Annotated in this window: 22 protein-coding genes; 17 read left to right on the forward strand and 5 right to left on the reverse strand. The window is 54.7% G+C overall.

Annotated elements, in window-relative coordinates; genetic code table 11:
• Positions 1-27 precede the first annotated feature (27 nt).
• The 9 genes from INT32_RS03720 (at position 28) to INT32_RS03760 (ending at position 9455) form a co-directional block, all read left to right on the forward strand.
• Positions 28-903, forward strand: a complete 876-nt coding sequence (locus INT32_RS03720) for an MOSC domain-containing protein (RefSeq protein WP_193087382.1) — start codon at positions 28-30, stop codon at positions 901-903.
• A gap of 232 nt (positions 904-1135) precedes the next feature.
• Positions 1136-1717: a nucleotide exchange factor GrpE gene (grpE, locus tag INT32_RS03725; RefSeq protein WP_193087383.1), complete on the forward strand. Its 582-nt coding sequence runs from the start codon at positions 1136-1138 to the stop codon at positions 1715-1717.
• Positions 1718-1943: 226 nt separating this feature from the next.
• Complete coding sequence (gene dnaK / locus INT32_RS03730; protein ID WP_193087384.1) at positions 1944-3872, forward strand: molecular chaperone DnaK; 1929 nt, start codon at positions 1944-1946, stop codon at positions 3870-3872.
• Between the two features lie 98 nt (positions 3873-3970).
• Complete coding sequence (dnaJ, locus tag INT32_RS03735) at positions 3971-5101, forward strand: molecular chaperone DnaJ (RefSeq protein ID WP_193087385.1); 1131 nt, start codon at positions 3971-3973, stop codon at positions 5099-5101.
• Between the two features lie 115 nt (positions 5102-5216).
• Entirely contained in the window at positions 5217-6107 is an 891-nt protein-coding gene (locus INT32_RS03740; protein WP_193087386.1) for a methylglyoxal synthase, read from the forward strand.
• 260 nt (positions 6108-6367) lie between these two features.
• The gene (gene modA / locus INT32_RS03745) at positions 6368-7144 is read left to right on the forward strand and encodes a molybdate ABC transporter substrate-binding protein (RefSeq protein WP_193087387.1); all 777 of its coding nucleotides are present in this window, start codon (positions 6368-6370) and stop codon (positions 7142-7144) included.
• A 12-nt stretch (positions 7145-7156) separates the two neighbouring features.
• A complete protein-coding gene (modB, locus tag INT32_RS03750; RefSeq protein ID WP_193087388.1) occupies positions 7157-7828 on the forward strand; it encodes a molybdate ABC transporter permease subunit in 672 nt (223 codons plus the stop codon).
• Positions 7829-7890: 62 nt separating this feature from the next.
• Positions 7891-8589 carry a sulfate/molybdate ABC transporter ATP-binding protein gene (locus INT32_RS03755; protein WP_226816518.1) on the forward strand — a complete coding sequence of 233 codons (699 nt, stop codon included), beginning with the start codon at positions 7891-7893 and terminating at the stop codon, positions 8587-8589.
• A complete protein-coding gene (locus INT32_RS03760) occupies positions 8586-9455 on the forward strand; it encodes a TOBE domain-containing protein (protein WP_193087389.1) in 870 nt (289 codons plus the stop codon). Before INT32_RS03755 ends, INT32_RS03760 begins: the two co-directional genes overlap by 4 nt.
• Positions 9456-9567: 112 nt before the next feature.
• Here the strand turns inward: INT32_RS03760 and INT32_RS03765 are convergent, their stop codons facing one another.
• Positions 9568-10740, reverse strand: coding sequence for a VWA domain-containing protein (locus INT32_RS03765; RefSeq protein WP_193087390.1), 1173 nt, complete (start codon positions 10738-10740; stop codon positions 9568-9570).
• Positions 10741-10774: 34 nt separating this feature from the next.
• Positions 10775-11647, reverse strand: coding sequence for a MoxR family ATPase (locus tag INT32_RS03770; protein ID WP_193087391.1), 873 nt, complete (start codon positions 11645-11647; stop codon positions 10775-10777).
• A gap of 163 nt (positions 11648-11810) precedes the next feature.
• On the opposite strand from INT32_RS03770, the gene INT32_RS03775 reads away from it, so the two are divergent.
• Together INT32_RS03775 and INT32_RS03780 are read left to right on the forward strand one after the other, a co-directional pair.
• On the forward strand, positions 11811-12164 hold the full coding sequence (locus INT32_RS03775) for a cytochrome c (RefSeq protein ID WP_128394934.1): 354 nt from the start codon (positions 11811-11813) through the stop codon (positions 12162-12164).
• 13 nt (positions 12165-12177) lie between these two features.
• Positions 12178-12546, forward strand: a complete 369-nt coding sequence (locus INT32_RS03780) for a c-type cytochrome (protein ID WP_193087392.1) — start codon at positions 12178-12180, stop codon at positions 12544-12546.
• 324 nt (positions 12547-12870) lie between these two features.
• On the opposite strand, the gene INT32_RS03785 is transcribed toward INT32_RS03780, so the two are convergent.
• Positions 12871-13299 carry a DUF1841 family protein gene (locus INT32_RS03785; RefSeq protein ID WP_193087393.1) on the reverse strand — a complete coding sequence of 143 codons (429 nt, stop codon included), beginning with the start codon at positions 13297-13299 and terminating at the stop codon, positions 12871-12873.
• 416 nt (positions 13300-13715) lie between these two features.
• Here INT32_RS03785 and icd point away from each other — a divergent pair, with 416 nt between their 5' ends.
• Positions 13716-14972: an NADP-dependent isocitrate dehydrogenase gene (gene icd, locus INT32_RS03790; protein WP_193087394.1), complete on the forward strand. Its 1257-nt coding sequence runs from the start codon at positions 13716-13718 to the stop codon at positions 14970-14972.
• Positions 14973-15145: 173 nt separating this feature from the next.
• Here the strand turns inward: icd and INT32_RS03795 are convergent, their stop codons facing one another.
• Positions 15146-15796: a GntR family transcriptional regulator gene (locus tag INT32_RS03795; RefSeq protein WP_193087395.1), complete on the reverse strand. Its 651-nt coding sequence runs from the start codon at positions 15794-15796 to the stop codon at positions 15146-15148.
• Positions 15797-15956: 160 nt separating this feature from the next.
• Between INT32_RS03795 and INT32_RS03800 the strand changes: the two genes are divergently transcribed.
• Genes INT32_RS03800 through INT32_RS03820 form a run of 5 tightly spaced genes read left to right on the forward strand, consistent with a single transcriptional unit; the run spans position 15957 to position 19681 of the window.
• Positions 15957-16613 (forward strand): RraA family protein, encoded by a 657-nt coding sequence (locus tag INT32_RS03800; RefSeq protein ID WP_193087396.1) that lies wholly within the window; start codon positions 15957-15959, stop codon positions 16611-16613.
• Between the two features lie 22 nt (positions 16614-16635).
• The gene (locus tag INT32_RS03805) at positions 16636-17640 is read left to right on the forward strand and encodes a tripartite tricarboxylate transporter substrate binding protein (protein WP_226816476.1); all 1005 of its coding nucleotides are present in this window, start codon (positions 16636-16638) and stop codon (positions 17638-17640) included.
• A gap of 28 nt (positions 17641-17668) precedes the next feature.
• A complete protein-coding gene (locus INT32_RS03810) occupies positions 17669-18289 on the forward strand; it encodes an RraA family protein (protein WP_193087397.1) in 621 nt (206 codons plus the stop codon).
• 25 nt (positions 18290-18314) lie between these two features.
• Complete coding sequence (locus tag INT32_RS22325) at positions 18315-18716, forward strand: hypothetical protein (RefSeq protein ID WP_193087398.1); 402 nt, start codon at positions 18315-18317, stop codon at positions 18714-18716.
• Positions 18713-19681, forward strand: a complete 969-nt coding sequence (locus tag INT32_RS03820) for a tripartite tricarboxylate transporter substrate binding protein (protein WP_193087399.1) — start codon at positions 18713-18715, stop codon at positions 19679-19681. Before INT32_RS22325 ends, INT32_RS03820 begins: the two co-directional genes overlap by 4 nt.
• Here the strand turns inward: INT32_RS03820 and INT32_RS03825 are convergent, their stop codons facing one another.
• Entirely contained in the window at positions 19682-20386 is a 705-nt protein-coding gene (locus INT32_RS03825) for a GntR family transcriptional regulator (protein WP_193087400.1), read from the reverse strand.
• Positions 20387-20455: the final 69 nt, after the last annotated feature.

Raw genomic sequence — 20455 nt, forward strand, 5'->3', positions numbered from 1 at the left:
TATTTATTTGTCTTTTAGAGAGTCATCATGGCCGTCACCATTAGTGGTCTGTATGTGTATCCCATCAAGTCCTGCGCCGGCATCGCGCTCGATCGTGCACAAATCAGCGCGGCAGGGGTCCAATGGGACCGACAGTTTATTCTGGTTGATGCCGCCGGCGCGATGCTGACCCAGCGCACGGTGCCGCGCATGGTGTTGATCCAGCCGGCACTTGATCTTGCGCTGAACCAGTTGCTCTTGCAGGCGCCCGGTGCCTCGACACTCACGATCTCGCTGCTGGCCCCGCAGGCGGATGACAAAGCGATTGCCGTCAGGGTGTGGGGCGGCCAGCCGCAAGGCATGTCCGTCAGTGCCCAGGCTGACCAATGGTTCAGCAAGGTGCTGGGCCAGCCCTGCCGCCTGCTACGCCTGCATCCTGAATCGCAACGACGCGTCCTGCCCGATTTTCCCGAGAGCTGGCAACAGCGCCACCGCGACTGGAAGCCTTTAAACGCTCAGGACCAGACCTTCGGCTTCGCCGACGGCTTTCCGTTTTTGTTTGCCAGCACCGCTTCACTGGATGCGCTCAATGCAACGCTTGCCGGCAAGCAGCAGGCGCCGGTGCACATGATCCGTTTCCGGCCCAACATCGTGCTGGATGGTTTGCCCGAATACGAAGAGGATTACGTTTTCGGGCTCGCCGCAGGAAAACTCAATTTTGCCTTCGTCAAACCGTGTACCCGCTGCACGATCCCGAATGTTGACCCGGCATCGGCCGCAATCGCAGACGAACCGGGTATTACGTTGATGCAAACCCGCAGTGCTGACCTGGGGGTGCTGTTTGGCGTAAACGCCGTGTTGACCGACAAAATCAGCGATGTACTGCATATCGGCCAGCAAGTGCAGCCAGAATACGATTTCTAAGTCCATACGACGGCAAGTCCGTTGTTATTGCGGCTGCCGGTCGCATTAGCGCCTGGTTTTGCCGCGCTCGCCCATTGAGCAGGCCGCAGCGTTCGTGCCCCCGCCCCGGTGATGTAACGGCCCAATTACGGGAGGGTAGGGCGCCGCCAACACGGGCACAGATTCACCCTTGAATTTATCTTCGCCGCCCCCAAGTGGGGGATAACTATATTGATTTGATGCAGGAGTAGAAATGACACAGGAATTTGATCCAAACAAGAACCAGGCCCCCAAGGCTGATAACGAAGAAACCACTCAGGCTGAGGTTGCCGACACTGAACAGCCTGACCAGGACGCGGTAAATACGCCGACTGACGATCTGGAAGCCAAATATACCGAACTTGAAGCCAAAGTCAGCCAGTATCATGATCAGTTGCTGCGTGCTCATGCCGAAATGGAAAATGTGCGTCGTCGCGCCCAGGATGATGTCTCCAAGGCACGAAAATTTGGCACTGAGTCTTTTGCAGAAAGCCTGGTTCCTGTTCGGGACAGCCTGGAAGCTGCGCTGGCGATTGAAAACCAGTCGCTCGAATCGCTCAGGGATGGGCTTGAAACCACCTTGCGTCAACTGACAGCGGCATTTGACCGCAATAATCTGAAAGAAGTGGCTCCCGCAGCAGGGGACAAGTTTGATCCGCATGTGCATCAGGCCATTTCCACCGTTCCTGCCGACGTGCCATCCGGCACCGTTGCCAATACCTTGCAAAAGGGCTATACCATTGCCGAGCGGGTCCTGCGTCCTGCGTTGGTGACCGTCTCGGCGGGCCAGGGGTAAATATAATGCACCGGCAGATTCAGGTCTACCGGCCATTTTTCTGTCCAAATGGCTGTTTGTGATCAAAAAACGTGCCAGAAATGAAAAAAAACACAAAAAAACGGTTTTTTTCTCTTGAAATCGCAAACGGCCAGCCCCACGTACTAGACAACGAAAGATCCTGTGTCGCGAACATGTGCAAGCAGGATCCATTATTTTGAATTATTTGATAATAGGGTAGACTCAAATGGGAAAAATCATTGGTATTGACTTGGGTACCACCAACAGCTGTGTATCAGTGCTGGACGGCGATAAGGTCAAAATTCTGGAAAATGCCGAAGGTGCACGCACGACTCCTTCCATTATTGCCTACATGGAAGATGGCGAAACCCTGGTCGGTGCACCGGCCAAACGCCAGGCAGTGACCAATCCGACAAATACGCTCTATGCAGTCAAACGCCTGATAGGCCGCAAATTCGAAGAAAAAGCGGTCCAGAAAGACATTGATCTGATGCCTTACACGATTGTCAAGGCCGACAACGGTGACGCATGGGTCGAAGCACGTGGCAAGAAAATGGCGCCTCCACAGGTTTCCGCTGAAGTGCTGCGAAAAATGAAAAAGACTGCCGAAGACTATCTGGGCGAAGAAGTGACCGAAGCCGTTATTACGGTGCCTGCCTACTTCAACGACAGTCAGCGCCAGGCAACCAAAGATGCAGGCCGCATTGCCGGTCTGGAAGTCAAACGGATCATCAACGAGCCAACAGCGGCTGCGCTGGCATTTGGTTTGGACAAGACCGAAAAAGGCGACCGCAAGATCGCAGTTTATGACCTGGGCGGTGGTACCTTTGACGTATCCATTATCGAAATTGCCGACGTTGACGGCGAGAAACAGTTCGAAGTGCTGTCTACCAATGGTGACACCTTCCTGGGTGGTGAAGACTTTGACCAGCGCATTATCGACTACATCATTGCCGAGTTCAAAAAGGAACAGGGCGTTGATCTGAGCAAAGACGTGCTGGCGCTGCAACGCCTGAAGGAAGCGGCTGAAAAGGCCAAAATCGAGCTGTCTTCCGCAACGCAGACTGAAGTCAACTTGCCATACATCACTGCTGATGCATCTGGTCCGAAACACCTGACCCTGAAGATTACCCGTGCCAAACTGGAAGCGTTGGTTGAAGATTTGATTGAACGTACCATTGCGCCTTGCCGCACAGCGGTCACTGACGCCGGTGTCAAAGTGTCAGATATCGACGACGTGATCCTGGTCGGTGGTATGACCCGCATGCCAAAAGTGCAGGAAAAGGTAAAAGAGTTCTTCGGCAAGGACCCACGTAAAGACGTGAACCCTGACGAAGCAGTGGCTGCCGGTGCCGCCATTCAGGGCTCGGTGCTGTCTGGTGACCGTAAAGACGTGCTGCTGCTGGACGTGACACCATTGTCCCTGGGTATTGAAACCCTGGGTGGCGTCATGACCAAAATGATCCAGAAAAACACCACGATCCCAACCCGCTTTACGCAGACATTCTCTACTGCAGATGACAATCAGCCTGCCGTGACCATCAAGGTCTTCCAGGGTGAGCGTGAAGTGGCTGCCGGTAACAAGGGGCTGGGCGAGTTCAACCTGGAGGGTATTCCACCTGCAGCACGCGGCTTGCCGCAAATCGAGGTGACGTTTGACATCGATGCCAACGGTATTTTGCACGTTTCCGCAAAAGACAAAGGCACCGGCAAGGAAAACAAAATCACGATCAAGGCAAACTCCGGTCTGACCGAAGACGAGATTCAACGCATGGTCAAGGACGCCGAAGCACACGCTGACGAAGATCACCGTGTCGCCGAGCTGGCCCAGACTCGTAATCAGGCCGATGCACTGGTTCACTCAACCCGCAAGTCACTGACTGAATATGGCGACAAGCTGGAAGCGGCCGACAAGGACGCGATCGAAGCGGCCCTCAAAGAGCTCGAAGAAGTGCTCAAAGAGGGTGACAAGGCTGCGATCGATGCCAAAGTCGAAGTGCTGACAACCGCATCCCAGAAACTGGGTGAAAAAATGTATGCGGACATGCAGGCCCAGGCGCAAGCCCAGGGCGAGCCTGGTGCTGAACAGGCCCAGGCAGCAGACGACAATGTCGTTGACGCCGATTTCAAAGAAGTGAAACGCGACGACAAATAATGCAGGTTGTCTGATTAGAAAACCCGGCCGGTCTGAAAAATGACAGGGCCGGGTATTGTTTTTTATATATTGAAGAAGAAATCTAAAGGCGTATAACGATGGCAAAACGTGATTACTACGAAGCCCTGGGTCTGGCCAAAAACGCTTCGGACGAGGACATCAAGAAGGCGTATCGCAAACTCGCCATGAAGTATCACCCGGATCGCAACCCGGACAGTCATGAGGCAGAAGAAAAATTCAAGGAAGCCAAGGAAGCCTACGAGATTCTGTCCGATCCGCAGAAACGCGATGCCTATGACCGCTATGGTCATGCGGGCGTGGATCCCAATGCAGGCATGGGCGGCGCCGGTGGTGCCGGCTTTGGGGATGTCTTTGGTGACATCTTCGGCGACATCTTCGGCGGTGGCGGTGGCGGTGGTGGACGGCGTGGCGGTGGCCCGCAGGTATTCCGCGGCGCCGATCTGCGCTATCGGCTGGATATTACCCTTGAGCAGGCTGCCAAGGGGATGGAAACCGAGATTCGCGTACCAAGTTGGGAAAATTGTGATGTCTGCCATGGCTCCGGTGCCAAACCCGGCACCGAGCCTACGACCTGCCACACCTGCCATGGCGCGGGTGCAGTGCGTATGCAGCAGGGCTTTTTCAGCGTTCAGCAAACTTGCCCGACCTGCCATGGCACAGGCAAGGAAATCAAGGATCCGTGCACGGCATGTGACGGCGTAGGCCGCAAGCGCAAGAATAAAACCCTGCAGGTTAAGATTCCAGCCGGAATCGATGACGGGATGCGTATTCGCTCGGGAAGTAACGGCGAACCAGGCGTCAATGGTGGTCCTGCGGGTGACCTGTATGTCGAAATTTCCATCAAGGAACACAGTATTTTCAAACGTGATGGCGACGATCTGCACTGTGAAGTGCCGCTGCCGTTTGTGACTGCAACCCTGGGGGGTGATCTGGAAGTGCCCACATTGGGTGGCAAAGGCGAAATTACAGTTCCTGAAGGCACGCAGAGCGGCAAAGTTTTCCGTTTGCGTGGCAAGGGCATCAAGGGTATTCGGGCTTCCTATCCAGGTGACCTGTATTGCCATGTCGTTGTCGAAACACCAATTCGGTTGAGCGACGAACAGAAGGCGCTGTTGCGGCAGTTCGAGACCTCGCTTAACGATGGAGGCGATCGCCATTCCCCAAAGAATAAATCCTGGACCGACAGAGTGAAAGATTTTTTCAGCTGATCACTGAACATGCCTGTCCAGGCTGCGGTTCCTATTTAGAATGCACGTATCACTACGTGCATTTTTTTTTGCATGAATTTGTGTTCGCTACGTTCAATATCGGGGAGTATGTCATATGTCATCAACAAGCAGTCTTCGTTTTGCGCTTGCAGCCAATCGCCTGCACCATGCAACACCTGATGCGGGTCTGTTTACCTGGCTTAAGGCTTCATCCGAGACGATTCGCGAACTGGATATAGAGCTGCATACCGTCGGCCGTACGTATGACGCCCTCCAACGCGAAGGCTTTTTGTCGGGTTACCGGAAAAATATCCGTTATCCATATGGGCGGGAAGGGGGGCTGATGAAGCTGGTATCTCGCGTAACCGTCCACGAAGCAACGCCTATTACACTGGATGGTGCCATTTATCTTATTGATCCGGTGGACCCCTCGTCGATTTTCCCCGAGGCATTAGCGCTCAAGCGGCAGTGCATTACCCACGGCAAGCCATTTATTTCGACTGTGGCTGGCGCCATCGAATGGATGGAAGTTGAGCGTGTATTGGCAGGGCTGGAGCCCCTGTCTGACTGCCTGTCGTCCGACGTGATTCGTGGACAGACCATGGCGCTGATTTCCCATGATGCGCTTAAAGCGGAGATGGTCGCCTATGCCTCGCAGTATTTCGAGATACTGTCGATGTTCGAACGTCGTGTTGCCACGGGCACAACCGGCGGCCTGCTGAACGAACTGGCCTGGTCCAAGGGCTGGCCGGCAGACAAACCCTGGGTGGATCGTTATCTGAGCGGCCCATTGGGGGGTGATGCACAGATCGCCGATCTGGTTCTGGACAGAAAATGCCAGCGGGTGATCTTTTTTGAAGACCCGCATGTTGCCAGACAGCATGAAGCAGATATTCAGTTGTTGGAACGGGCGGTGCGTGTGGCTACGCACGACGCGACCTGTGCAACCGCAAGGCAGGTAGCCCGCAAATGGGCGGATTCCGTGCAACGCGCCAATGCAGTATAGGCACGTGTGCCAAGACTACATAGCCGTGTGCACTGAGCGCTGATCGCGGCGGAATGAGGCAGGGCGTCAGCAGGCAGAGTCACCCGGCAAGTTCGATAGCAGCAACCGGGCCTGGGTTTGGCGGGCACGCTCTGCGTTAAAATCGGACGCAAGCAAATTTCGATATATAATTGACTATATATCGGGTTATGCCAGCTGTCGTGAACGTTTCAGGCGCTGGGACCCGATACCTCCTCAATGTTTATTTTGTGCAGGAAGCCATGAAACAAAAAAATATTCGCAGGTATCGCCAGGTGCATGCACTGGCCGTCGGCCTTGTTTTTTCGGTCACATCCCTTGCGGCTGGCGCCGACACGCTCACAGTGTCGGCCGCTTCCAGCCTGACCAATGTCTTTAAGGAAGTGGCAGCGGCATACAGCAAAGCCCATCCAGATACCCAAATTCAGTATAACTTTGCCGCCTCGGGGGCGCTGGTGCAGCAGATCCGCCAGGGTGCGCCGGTGGATGTATTCGCTTCTGCCGACCAGAAAAGCATGGATGACGCGGCTAAAGGCGGGCTGCTTGATGAGGCATCGCGAAAAAATTTCGTACGTAATGAAGTGGTGCTGATCGTCCCGGCTTCCTCCAATGACTCAGCCAGGGATCTGCAGAGCCTGGAGGCCTCGGCAGTCAAGAGAATCGCCGTGGGCAACGTGGCCAGCGTGCCTGTCGGCCGTTACACCCGGGAAGGTCTGGAAAAAAGCGGTCAGTGGGGTAAGCTCGCGCCCAAATTCATTTGGGCCGAGAACGTACGTCAGGTGCTGGATTATGTCTCCCGCGGTGAAGTGCAGGCAGGATTTGTCTATGCCACCGATGCTGCCGTGCGTAGCGACGAGGTCAGCGTGGTCCAGGCCTTGCCGATCGATACGCTCGTTAGCTACCCGGTTGCAGTCATCAAGTCTTCGGCCCACGCGGCGCAAGCCCGTTCGTTCGTGCAGTTTCTTGATTCTGAACAGGCACAGGCCATCTTTGCCAACGCCGGTTTCAAAAAGCCCTGACGTCAATAAGTTATGGAACCCGTCTGGATCCCCTTGTTGATTTCCCTGAAGGTTGCCGGTTTTGCAATCCTGATCAATCTTGTGCTGGGCATTGGCACGGGCTGGTTACTGGCGCGCCGCGCCTTTCCCGGCCGGGACCTGCTCGATACCATTTTGACCCTGCCGATGGTGCTGCCGCCAACCATTCTTGGCTACTATCTGATTGTGCTTCTGGGACGCTATGGCTGGCTGGGGCGCTATCTGGATCAATGGTTTGGCATACAGTTGATCTTTACCTGGCAGGGCGCGGTCGTGGCCGCGGTCGTGGTCTCGTTTCCGCTGGTATTTAAGCCGGCGCGCGCCGCCTTCGAGAGTGTCGACAGCAATTATGAAGATGCCGCCCGGGTGCTGGGACTAAATGAGATGGCGCTGTTTTTGCGCGTCACATTGCCATTGGCCTGGCGCGGCATTCTTGCAGGGTTGCTTTTGGCGTTTGCGCGTGCGTTGGGCGAATTCGGCGCCACACTGATGATTGCCGGCAATATTCCGGGGAAAACCCAGACGCTTTCCATTGCGGTGTATGAAGCCGTGCAAGCGGGGGCCGATGCGCAGGCCAATTTCATTGTGACGGTCATATCCATTGTATGCATTATCATTCTGTTTTCCGCAAGATATCTGGCGCCGCGCCGTTTGGAGCAGCAATGAGAGCCACAATGAGAGAGGCTGCAATGACGCCCGACCAGAGCCGACTGGGTGCAGATTCTGTTATGAATGAACCCCATACGCCGTTTCAGCTGGATGTGTCCATTCGCCGCCAATTGCCGGCCGCGCGGCATGGTTTCACACTGGATGTCGACTTTTCTGCACGTACCCGGCGCATCGTGATCCAGGGGCCGTCTGGCGCCGGCAAAAGCATGACATTGCGTGCCCTGGCCGGGTTGATGAGGCCGGACAGCGGCCGGGTTGTGCTGAACCAGGATGTCTTGTTCGATTCTGCTGCGGGCATTGCCAGAACACCCCGGCAACGGCAAATATCCTACCTTTTCCAGGACTATGCGCTGTTTCCCCATTTGACAGTGCGGCAAAACGTGGCCTTCAGCCTTACGCACGGTTTGTTGAACCCGACGCGCAATGCCTGGCGCGAAGAAACGGATTACTGGCTGGACAAGATGCATATGCAAGCCTATGCCGATCGCTATCCGGAACAGCTTTCCGGCGGACAAAAGCAAAGGGTGGCGCTGGCGCGGGCGCTGGCCAGCCATCCGCGCCTGCTGTTGCTTGACGAGCCTTTCGCCGCGCTGGACACCAATTTGCGGCAACACTTGCGCCAGGAGATCAGCCAATTGCAATCACAACTGCAATTGCCTTTGATTCTGGTCACACACGACCCTGTCGATGTGGCTGTTTTTGGAGATCTGCTGCTGCATGCTCACAATGGCAGTATTCGTGAGCGGGGGGCAGCATGATACGGCGGCAAGCACCTGTTGAGGAATCTGCCAGCGTCCCTGAGCCTGCAACCCGTTCTTCGGCGAGCACGGACACGGTCGCTGAAAGCCCGCAGCCACGACTGAATGTGCGCACGGCCATCGGTTTCGGGCTGGAGCACCACGTGCTGGCGGACGAGCGCGATCTGCAACTGCTCGGTCATGTGCATCGCCTGGGTTCCATCACCCGCGCGGCCCAGGCCGCGGGCGTGACTTACAAGACGGCCTGGGATAGGTTGCGCAATCTGCAGACCCGTCTTGGTCATGCTGTTGTGATTGCCGCCAAGGGCGGGCGCGGCGGCGGAAGAACACTGCTCAGTGAAAAAGGGCAGGCGCTGCTGCAGTATTATGAACAACTGCGAAAACAACAGGATCATGCCGTTGAGCCCGATATTGAACTCGATGCAGTAGGCGGCCTGGCAGCACGCCCCTTGCCCCTGCGCAAAACCAGTGCGCGTAACCATTTGCAGGGCGTGGTCGCGGCCATTGAGCGCGATGGCATGCGCGACGCAATCAGCGTCAGGCTGCACGACTCGGTGCATGTGAGCGTCAATATTACGCACGCCAGCACGCAGGCGCTGGGTCTGAAAAAGGGCGTGGCCGTCTATCTGCTCATCAAAGCGCCGGCAATCCGGTTCGCTCGACACCACCACATGCAGCAGAATGTATTTTGCGGGCTTATCCGCAGTACCCGGCGGGTGCAGGATCAGCAGGAACTCGAGGTGCAGATTGCACCCGATGTTCATCTGATCACTGTTGCGGGGCAGGACCAGGCACAGTCCTTGCGCAAGGGAGAGCGGATCTGGGTTCATATCGATCCCGATACGGTAATTCTGGGCGTCGATTGAAAGGGTGCGTACAGCACCGGTGTTTTTTTATTCGTCCGTCAGGGACGAGCTGATTAATGATGTTGTTGTCAGATATAAAAATGCCAGGCCACGCCGATGGTACTGAAAAAGATTATTTCGACAACTGCCGCATGGCCGCTTCGATACCCGTCATGGTAACCGGATACATGTGGTTCTGCATGATATTGCGGATGACATCAATTGACTGCCGATATTGCCAGTAGGCTTGTGGTTCGGGATTGAGCCAGATGGTCTTGGGCCAGGCGTCCAGGATGCGGGTCAGCCAGACGGCGCCAGCCTCCTTGTTGTAGTGTTCCACCGAACCACCGGGGTGGACAATTTCGTATGGACTCATGGTGGCGTCGCCCACGAAAATAACACGCCAGTTGGTGTTGTAAGTTCGCAGCAGCTCCCAGGTGTCGGTATACACCCGGCGTCCGCCAGCGTCATAACGCCAGAAACGCTCATAGGGACAATTGTGAAAGTACCAGACTTCCAGATTACGAAACTCAGTGCGCGAGGCCGAAAACAATTCCTCGACGCGCGCGATATGATCATCCATGCTGCCACCGACATCCAGAAGCATCAGCACATTGACCGCATTGTGCCGTTCCGGCACCATTTTGACATCAAGAAAGCCGGCGTTGCGCGCCGTGCTGCGAATGGTGTCATCCAGATCCAGCTCTTCTGCAGCGCCTTCACGGGCAAAGCGGCGCAGGCGCCGCAGGGCAACCTTGAAATTGCGTGTACCCAGTTCCTGTTGATCGTCATATTCCCGAAAACGGCGCTCCTCCCACACCTTGACTGCAGTTCGGTTACCTGCAGACGGGCCGCCAACGCGGATGCCTTCCGGGTGATAGCCGCTATTGCCAAACGGTGATGTACCGCCGGTGCCCACCCATTTGCTGCCCCCGGCATGGCGCTCTTTCTGCTCGTTCAGGCGTTCCTTGAACATCTCCATGAGCTTGTCCCAGCCGTGCTTTTCAAGCGCTGCTTTCTCTTCGGGCGTCAGGTTCTTCTGCATCTGGCTGATCAGCCAGTCCAGCGGAATGTCGGGGCCTGCGGGCAGGGAGGCGGGCAGTTTCTTGACATACAGGGCAAAGGCCTGGTCAAAGCGGTCAAAAAGCGTTTCGTCCTTGACCAGCGTCAGGCGCGCAAGATGATAGAAGTCATCGAGTGACGGCGGCATGACGCGCTCGCGCAGGACTTCGAGCAGGGTCAGGTATTCCTTGACCGAGACCGGAATCTTGTGATTTTTCAGGTGATAGAAGAAGTCGATAAACATAGTTTGCTTGTCACCCCGAAACCAGTGCGCTTGATTAGCGCCGTGTCTGACGGGACAGACCCGACAGGCGTTCCAGCAGGCTGATGTCCTGCTCGTTCTTGAGCAGCGCGCCGGCCATGACTGGAACCGAGGTCGCCGCATGCGCATCAATGCGGGCTGCGTCGATGTCTTCGGCCAGCAACAGGGCCAGCCAGTCCAGGAATTCGGACGTGGACGGTTTTTTCTTCAGGCCCGGCGCATCGCGCAGCATGAAGAAATGATCCATCGCGGCGCGCAGAATATCGGTTTTAACTTCCGGGTAGTGCACTTTGACAATTTCGCGCAGCGTATCGCGGTCGGGGAACTGGATGTAATGGAAAAAGCAACGGCGTAAAAAGGCGTCGGGCAGTTCCTTTTCATTGTTGGAGGTGATAATGACCAGCGGACGGTGTTTGGCACGAATGGTCTGGCCGGTTTCATACACATGAAATTCCATCTGGTCCAGTTCGCGCAGCAGGTCGTTGGGAAATTCGATATCGGCCTTGTCGATCTCATCGATCAGCACTACAGTAGGCACATCGGATTCGAAGGCCTGCCACAGCACGCCTTTGCGGATGTAATTGGCAATGTCGCGAACCCGTTCGTCACCCAGCTGCGAGTCGCGCAGGCGCGAGACGGCATCGTATTCATATAAGCCCTGATGCGCTTTGGTGGTGGATTTCACATGCCATTGCAGTAGTGGATAGCCCAAGGCCCCGGCTACTTCTTCGGCCAGCATGGTTTTGCCTGTACCCGGCTCGCCCTTGATCAACAGGGGCCGCTGCAGTGTAAGGGCGGCATTGACAGCCAGCTTGAGGTCGTCGGTGGCAACGTAACGTTCAGTGCCGGCAAAGCGGCTTGGATTCGGTGGAGATTGGCTAGGTTTCATTTCAATTCTGCAACAAAATAGGGATGATTTGAGCATCTGACCCCCAATACTACCCTAATCTAGATCAATTATGTCGTACAATCTCAAGCTTTAAAGCTGATCCGACCCGCTGGCAGTCTCGCGGTACGTTCAATCTCGAAATTCGCTAACAAAAGAGCAAAATATGAAGTTATCCGCTTTCAAGCGCTCAGTTGCTGCGCTCGCCATTGTGGTTCCCTGTGCCTTCTTTAGTCAGGCATTTGCCCAGCAGGCTGCTGCTCCCAAAGGGGACATCGAAGCTGCCAAAGGCAAAATCTCCATGTGTATTGGTTGTCACGGCATTCCTGAATACCGTGCCAGCTTTCCCGAAGTCTATCGGGTTCCCATGATTTCGGGCCAGAATGCGGACTACATTGTTGCTGCATTGAAAGAATACAAATCCGGTGCCCGGACTTTCCCTTCCATGGTCGCTATCGCAAAAAGCCTGTCTGATCAGGATATGCTGGATATCGCAGCCTATTTTTCTCAAGTAAAATAATCCGGGAACTGATATGAAACGCGTCTCTATTTTATTGTCAGGTGCCATATGCGCACTTGTGGGTGTGGCATCTGCCCAGGCGGCTGATCTGGCTGCCGGCAAGGCCGCATTTGAAAAGAACGGTTGTGTGGCCTGTCACGGCGCCGCCGGCGACAAAACCATTGCACCGATGTACCCCATTCTGGCTGGCCAGCATGACGACTATCTGGTCCATGCATTGACTGCATACCAGCGTGGCGTCAGCAATGCGCCCAATTCTGCCAATATTCGCAAGAATCCGATCATGGGCAACGAAATCAAGAAATTGGGTTCAGCCGATATTGTCAACATCGCAGCATGGCTTTCTGCACAGGAAGGTCCACTGACACACAACCGCAAATAAGCTGGCTTCCGGTTATCACGATCGGAATATTGCAGCTGCATAAAGGTGTCGTCATTCATTACATGCATGAACGCCAGACAGAAAAAAACCGGAATAGATATGTTCCGGTTTTTTTTGTCTTGGCCAGAGCGACAGGTGCACAGGCCGAGAGGTCTGGTGCGTTGACCGCATCTCCCATCGCGCAAAGCGTTCGATGAACGAGTCCGCAATGCACTCGACTTCGGCCGGAAAGCGGCCGGGGTGCAGGTCTGGTTGTTTTCGTGCGTTATGCGCAAGTGCGATGGTAGAAGAGGGATGAGGTCTGTTGGCCCCACATCGGCGATTTCAATGCCTGGTTGAATGCTGGCGCAGCAGTTCCAGGTAATGATCGGTGTCCAGCGGCTTGCCCAGTCGCTGTGATTCCCAGATAACCTGGCCCAGGCATTCCATGATTTCGTGCATGGCGTGATGTTCATCGCTGCGGGCAGCCAATTGCTCATAGATGCCGCGAATGCCTGGCGGATGGTCAATGGATACCTGTTCATTGATGGCCAGATGCATGGACAAGTGCAAAAACGGATTGACCTGTCCCTTTTCTACCGAGAACTCCTGCTGAGCGGCATCCGGGTTCTCCAGCGCAGTGTGGTACTCCGGATGTTGCAAAATCCAGGTCAGCGCCATGGACTCCATTGGCGTGAGGATTTTATTCTGACGATGTTTGGCCCAGGTTTCCGTAAAAAACTGGCGAACCTGATCGCGGGATGGATTGAACATAAAAATAGGGAATAAAATAACGAGATAATCTTCAAGCCCGCATCGCACAGGTTGATCGTGTGAAATGTGAGGGCCAGATGTAATGGCTAAATGCCGACATAAGGGCGCCAACAGCATCTGTTGCGGTCCTTGCGAATCCCTTGTCAGGCTCGTTGCTGCGCACGCACCGTGGGCCATTCGGTTGCATCACGGTGAGTCATTCGGTCACATTGTTGCCATCATAACATGCGCACTTGATGTGCTGGCCGGATAAGCGCGCTAAATTAACGGGATGGCAGGCTTACCATATTTTGTTTAAATATGGGGGACTCCCGCCGCAAAACAGCCATTTTTCAGTTAAACTACTATGTCTTATATAAGACTCGTTTATCCAACGATTGTCTTTATGTTTTTTACTTGTGGGTTACGGAGCCAGCATGTCTTACCAGCACATCAAAGTCCCTTCATCGGGCGAAAAAATCACGGTCAACGCCGACTTTTCACTGAATGTCCCTGACCAGCCGATCATCCCATTCATCGAAGGCGACGGCACCGGTGCCGATATCACGCCTGTGATGCTCAAGGTTGTGGACGCTGCGGTCGAGAAAGCTTACAGCGGTAAACGCAAAATTCACTGGATGGAAATCTACGCTGGTGAGAAATCCACAAAAGTATATGGTTCCGACGTCTGGTTGCCCGAAGAAACACTGGAAGTGGTCAAGGATTACGTTGTTTCCATCAAGGGTCCGTTGACCACGCCAGTTGGCGGCGGCATCCGTTCGCTGAACGTGGCACTGCGCCAGCAGCTGGACCTGTATGTCTGCCTGCGTCCGGTGCGTTACTTCAAGGGTGTGCCTTCACCTGTACGTGAGCCGGAAAAAACCGATATGGTCATTTTCCGTGAGAACTCCGAAGACATCTATGCCGGTATCGAATTCGAAGCTGAATCTGATCAGGCCAAGAAACTGATTGCGTTCCTGCAGAACGAACTGGGCGTCAATAAAATCCGTTTCCCACAGACTTCCGGTATCGGCGTGAAGCCCGTATCACGCGAGGGTACTGAGCGTCTGGTGCGCAAGGCAATCCAGTACGCGATCGACAATGACAAGCCAAGCGTGACCATTGTTCACAAAGGCAACATCATGAAGTTCACCGAAGGTGGCTTCCGTGACTGGGCCTACGAACTGGCACAGAAAGAATTCGGCGCCGAGCTGATCGATGGCGGCCCATGGAGCAAAATTAAGAATCCACGGACAGGCAAGGAAATCATTATCAAGGATTCCATCGCCGATGCCTTCCTGCAACAGATCCTGTTGCGTCCTGCCGAGTACTCTGTGATCGCCACATTGAACCTTAACGGCGACTACGTGTCCGACGCGCTGGCCGCCCAGGTTGGTGGTATTGGCATCGCCCCCGGCGCAAACCTGTCCGACTCCGTTGCCATGTTCGAAGCGACTCATGGCACAGCCCCCAAATATGCCGGCAAAGACTACGTGAACCCAGGTTCAGAAATCCTGTCTGCAGAAATGATGCTGCGTCACATGGGCTGGACTGAAGCGGCTGATCTGATCATCTCTTCAATGGAAAAATCCATTCTGTCCAAAAAAGTCACTTATGACTTTGCCCGTCTGCTCGAAGGCGCAACGCAAGTGAGCTGCTCCGGCTTTGGCCAGGTCATGATCGAAAATATGTAATATCGACTGACGTATTACGTCGTTCTGAAACCCGCATGGTTTATATCATGCGGGTTTTTTGTTTGTGGTTTTTCGTATTTTCAATACGCAGATTTTAAAAATGCAGATTCTCTATGTGCAGATTCATTCGGTTTTGCATGTGCTGGCTTTGTTTTCCGGTATCGGCGGGCAGATTACTGCTGCTCTTTCAGATGATCAATCATGCGAATGGCAACGGCCGATGTATGCTGCATGTGGTCAACGCAAGCCTGCCAGGCTTCAGTCTCATTGTTTTGCTCAATGGCGATGCCGATGCGACGCATTTCTTTAAGCGTATTGCGGATGCGGCCCGGGCTTAGGATCGAGGTTGCCCGCAATCGTGATATTTTTCCATGCAGCTCTTCCAGGCTACTCTTCAGGACACTGTTATAGCAACCGTCTAGTAAGGCGCCGTAAAAGTCTTCAATGGATTTGAGCTGGCTTGCCACATCTTCCCGTTCGATGGCGCTTTCCAATTGCGTCAGTGCCTCTTGCAGCGCAGCGCGCTGGGCTGCCGTTGCCATATTGATGAAATTGCGGGCTGCCAGGCCTTCCAGCACCGATCGCACCTGATAAATATCCGCGGCTTCCCGGGCGTCCAGTGTGGTCACACGTACGCCCTGATTGGGTCGGATGTCAATATAGCCTTCCTGACGCAGCAATTGCAGGGCTTCCCTGACCGATGAACGGCTTGCGCCGGTGAAATCACACAATGCTCGTTCGGTGAGGCGGGCCCCCGGCGACCATCGCCCCTGCATGATTTCCTGTTTGATTGCTTTGGCGATTGCAGAACGTTTCGATGTCATAACTAGGTCGTGGTGTGTTTGGGCTTATGCGTCAACGCGAAAGTATAACTCATCGCCGGATCAATCAATTTTATTAAATTGTCTGACAATTTTTATATAAATAACAGACAATATATGTTATATTTTCCGACAACTTAGGCTGAACAATAAAGGGAATGCTATGCAGGAAATCTGGCAGGACGCTAAATATCGAGTGCTGGCCAATGCGGAAATTTCGGATGCGCTAGACTTTTTCGGGCTGCCCGGCAGTGCCCATGGCCTCAGTGGTGTAACAGGGACATTTCGTTTTTTTGGTCCCGCCTATACCTTGCGTTTCGCGCCAGTAGACAAGCAGGATCCTGGCACCGTAGGCGATTTTATCGATGATGTACTACCAGGACAGGTCATTGTGCTGGACAACGGCGGGCGCACCGATTGCACAGTGTGGGGCGGCATCCTCAGTCAGATCGCCCGGTCTCGCGGCATCGCTGGTACCGTGATTCACGGAGTCTGCCGGGACGTAGAAGAAGCCGTGCAATGTGGCTATCCAATCTTCAGCCGCGGTACATTCATGCGCACAGGCAAGGACCGGGTGCAGGTGGAAGCAGTCAACCAGAGCGTCTCGCTGGGAGATGTCCGGGTTAACAAGGGCGATCTGGTGTGTGGCGATCGTGACGGTATTGTCGTGGTGCCGGCCGGTCGAATTCAGGAAGTACTGGATAAAGCATTGGCGATTCACGATACAGAACAATCCATCTTGGACAGCGTCAAGTCCGGCCTGACACTGAAACAGGCACGCGAAAAGCTGGGCTATCACCAGCTGCAGCGCAGTCAATAAATTGAATAACCGGAGGATAGACATGCATTACACAGACAAGACTCTGCACCGAGTCAGAGTAGGGCTTCGTGCCGCATTCATGGCGGGCATCGGATTGGCCGCATCGGGCTCGGCCCTGGCTGCCGACGACTTGGAGTGCAGCAATATCGTTATTATTTCACCGTATCCGCCAGGGGGGACGACCGACATTCTGGCGCGCCTTCTGGCGCCGGGTATGCAAAAGGAATTGGGCAAGACAGTCATCGTTGACAACAAGCCCGGCGCCAGCAGTAATATCGGCACGGAGTTTGTCGGTCGCGCCAAACCCGACGGATGCACGCTGCTGCTGGGCAATAACACGGGCGTGGCGATCAATCGTAATTTGTATAAACTGAATCTGGATCCGCTCAAGAGTTTGGCGCCCGTGGGTGAGGTGGCTGCCGTTCCATTAGTACTCTATGTCAATCCAAAGAAAGTGCAGGTCAACACCGCGCAGGAATTGATCCAGGCGTTGCAGAAAAATCCGGACCAGTATAGTTTTGCTTCAGGTGGCAGCGGCAGTCCGCAGCATCTGGCAGGCGAGATGCTCAAGCAAATGAAGTCGGTCAATATGCTGCACGTGCCGTACCGTGGACAGGGGCCCGCGCTCAATGATGTGATTGCCGGGCATGTTCCCGTCGCCTTTGAAACCACCACGGTATTGTTGCCGCATGTGAAAGCCGGGTCCGTCAAGGCATTGGCAACCACCAGCGCCGGGCGCACTAAAGTGCTGCCGGATGTGCCGACCATGGTTGAGTCGGGTTTCAAGGATTTTGTCATTGAAAACTGGTACGGCGTCTTTGCGCCGGCCGGCACGCCTTCTGCCATTGTGGAGCGGCTCAATAAGGCAGTCAATGTTGCATTGAAGACGCCTCAGATGACCAAAGCGCTCGAACAAATGGGTTCTTCCGATGTTGCCAATTCTGCCGGAGCGTTTGCCGATTTCATCGCTAAGGAAGCGCCGGTATGGACAGGCGTTGTGAAAGAATCCGGTGCAAAAGTAGACTGAATCAATATTCAATTTTAGGAGAAAAAATATGGATGCGCTGGCACCGTTGTTTGAGGGAGTTCCCACATCAATTATCAGTGATTCAATGCGTCGCATTGCAGGAACACGCACACTGGTCCCTCGACACAAGCGTGCGCCGTTGCTGGGCGTGGCTTACACGGTAAAAGTGCGATCCGGCGACAATCTTCATATTCATGATGCGTTGCGCAAGGCCCAGCCTGGGCAGGTGCTGGTTATCGATGGCGAAGGGCATACCGAGCGCGCATTGCTTGGGGAAATCATGATGAGCGTGGCGCAGATGCGTGGCCTTGCTGGTTTTGTGGTGTATGGCGCAATTCGCGATGCAGACGCCTTTGTCACGCATGACTTTCCTTGCTATTCGAAAGGTGTGACGCATCAGGGGCCGTTAAAGAATGGGCCAGGTGAAACCGATATTGCAGTTGCAATTGAGGGTTGTGTTGTGCAACCAGGAGATATCGTCGTGGGTGATGGCGATGGGGTGGTCTTTATTGCACGTGATCAGGCTCAGGCGGTTGCCGCCGCCAGCCGTCGCAAAATGCAGGCCGAAGCCCAGGTGCTTGACGGAATATCCAGGGGTGAATACGACGATGCGTGGATTGAGGAGGCACTGGCTGCGCAGCTTGTGTAGCAGGCAGATCCACTGATGAAAATCCGTGGCTACGATGATTGCGCAGGGACGTGAGGTGGTTGAGCCGGGCCTGATTGATATCAGGCCCGGCGTTTTTCAATTACTTGAGGACATCGTGTTCCTGTCTTTACATTGCCGGCTGCAGATTCATACGTTTACTATCCCAGCCAGCGCAATCTGCCCGTGCGCACCCGGGCATTCATCGATTTTCTGGTCGCGCATTTTGACCAGCCAGCCCAGAGTGAAGGGCCGACAGAAGAATGTGCGCTGGCAGGTTGATGGTCAATTTTCGCCACCACGCGTGCGGCCAGACGCTCACTTCTTGGGGGTATCAGGGTTTTTCATTTTTGGGATCATCTATTATTGTATTCTTATGTATCCAGTAGTATATTTATATTCGAATTCAATCGCTGGAGACTACCAATGACCTTATTCAAACCCTGTATGCTTGCGATCCTTCTGGCCGCTAGCCCGCTTGCTGTGCTTGCAGCTTATCCCGAGCAGCCCATCCGTCTTATTGTGCCGCATCCTGCCGGAGGCTCTTCGGATATTCTGGCTAGAACAATGGCCGCTTCCATGTCAAAAGACCTGGGACAGTCCATCGTTGTAGAAAACAAAGGCGGTGGTAACGGTGCGATTGCTGCTCAGTCGGTGGCGAGCGCCAAGCCTGACGGTTATACGCTGCTGCTCGCGACAGCTAGTACGCATGGGATCAACCCCACGCTATACAGGAAACTGAACTACGATGCGGTCAAGGATTTTGCGCCGGTCACGCTGTTTGCGACCGTGCCCAATGTGCTGGTGGTGGGCAATGCGCACAAGCAGATGAACGGGCTTAAAGATCTTATTGACTATATGAAGGCCAATCCCGGAAAGACCAATATGGGATCGGCCGGCAGCGGAACACCGGGCCATTTGGCCGGTGTCATGCTTAAAGACGCTGAGCATCTGGATCTGGTGCATGTGCCGTTCAAGGGTGGGGCGCCCGCGATCAGTGCGCTGATCGGCGGACAGATTGATTTCATGTTTACCACCATTCCCGGCGCGATCAGTCATATCAAGGCCGGATCCATCAAGGGGCTGGCGGTGTCGTCGGCCGAGCGTTCCGATGCGCTGGCCGAACTGCCCACCGTTGCCGAGGCCGGCGTGCCAGGATTTGAAGCGGTGTCCTGGCATGGCCTGGTGGCGCCCGCAAATACGCCGCAGCAGGTGATTGATGTGCTGTATCAGTCTGCCAGCAAGGCGCTCAACAACGAAGACGTCAAAAGCAAGCTGGGCAACGAAGGGGCAAAGGCGGCCAAGATGACGCCAGGCGAATTCGGCTCATTTATTCAGGCGCAGATCGGCAACTGGGGCAACGCGGTCAAATCATCGGGCGCGCGCGTTGATTGATCACTTGCGATCAAGCAGGAAGCGGCTGAGCCGGACCTTATAGGCTTCACTAATGTGCCGGCTTGACACTTCCTGCGCCTTGTCCGGGTCGCGTTGCTCAAGGGCGTTGATAATCTGCGCATGTTCCTCGCGTGCGGTCGATGGACGCCCGCTTTCGGCCAGGGTGCTTTTGCCCAGCAACAGCATAGCGTTTTGCAGCACCTGCAATGTTTTGAGCAGATAGCGGTTATGCGCGCACTGGTACAGCGTCTGATGAAATAACCGGTTGTTATATGACAGAGCGGCAGGATCGTCCAGTGTCTCATCCCGATCTATGATCTGCCTCAAGACCGCGATTTCAACATCCGTGGCATGGCGCGCTGCCAGCGCGGCGGCCGTGCTTTCCAGGACTCGGCGCATTTCGTAAAGCTCGCCAACCATGTTCTGGTCCAGCTCGGTAATAATCAGGCCCCGCTTCGGATCGTTGGTGACCAGTCCTTCGGACATCAGCCGGTTCAGCGCTTCCCGGATGGGGGTGCGGCTCAAGCCGATATCGGCGGCCAGCTCTGTCTCGCGCAAACGGGTGCCCGGCGGCAGGGAGCCGTTTTCCAGGGACTGGACAATATAGTTGTACGCCTGGTCGCTCAATGTGACACCACGATCACTGGCTTGTTCCGATTCGGCGTCGGAGCGGTTAGGGGCTGGAGAGGGTTTGGATTTTGCCATGATGCGATTCCTTTCTTTTGGCACAGCATAACGCAATTGGGAAGCTTTGCGGCTGTTTTGTCTTTTCAG

This window comes from Advenella sp. FME57, from assembly GCF_014897675.1.
In the GTDB taxonomy this organism is placed as follows: domain Bacteria; phylum Pseudomonadota; class Gammaproteobacteria; order Burkholderiales; family Burkholderiaceae_B; genus Advenella.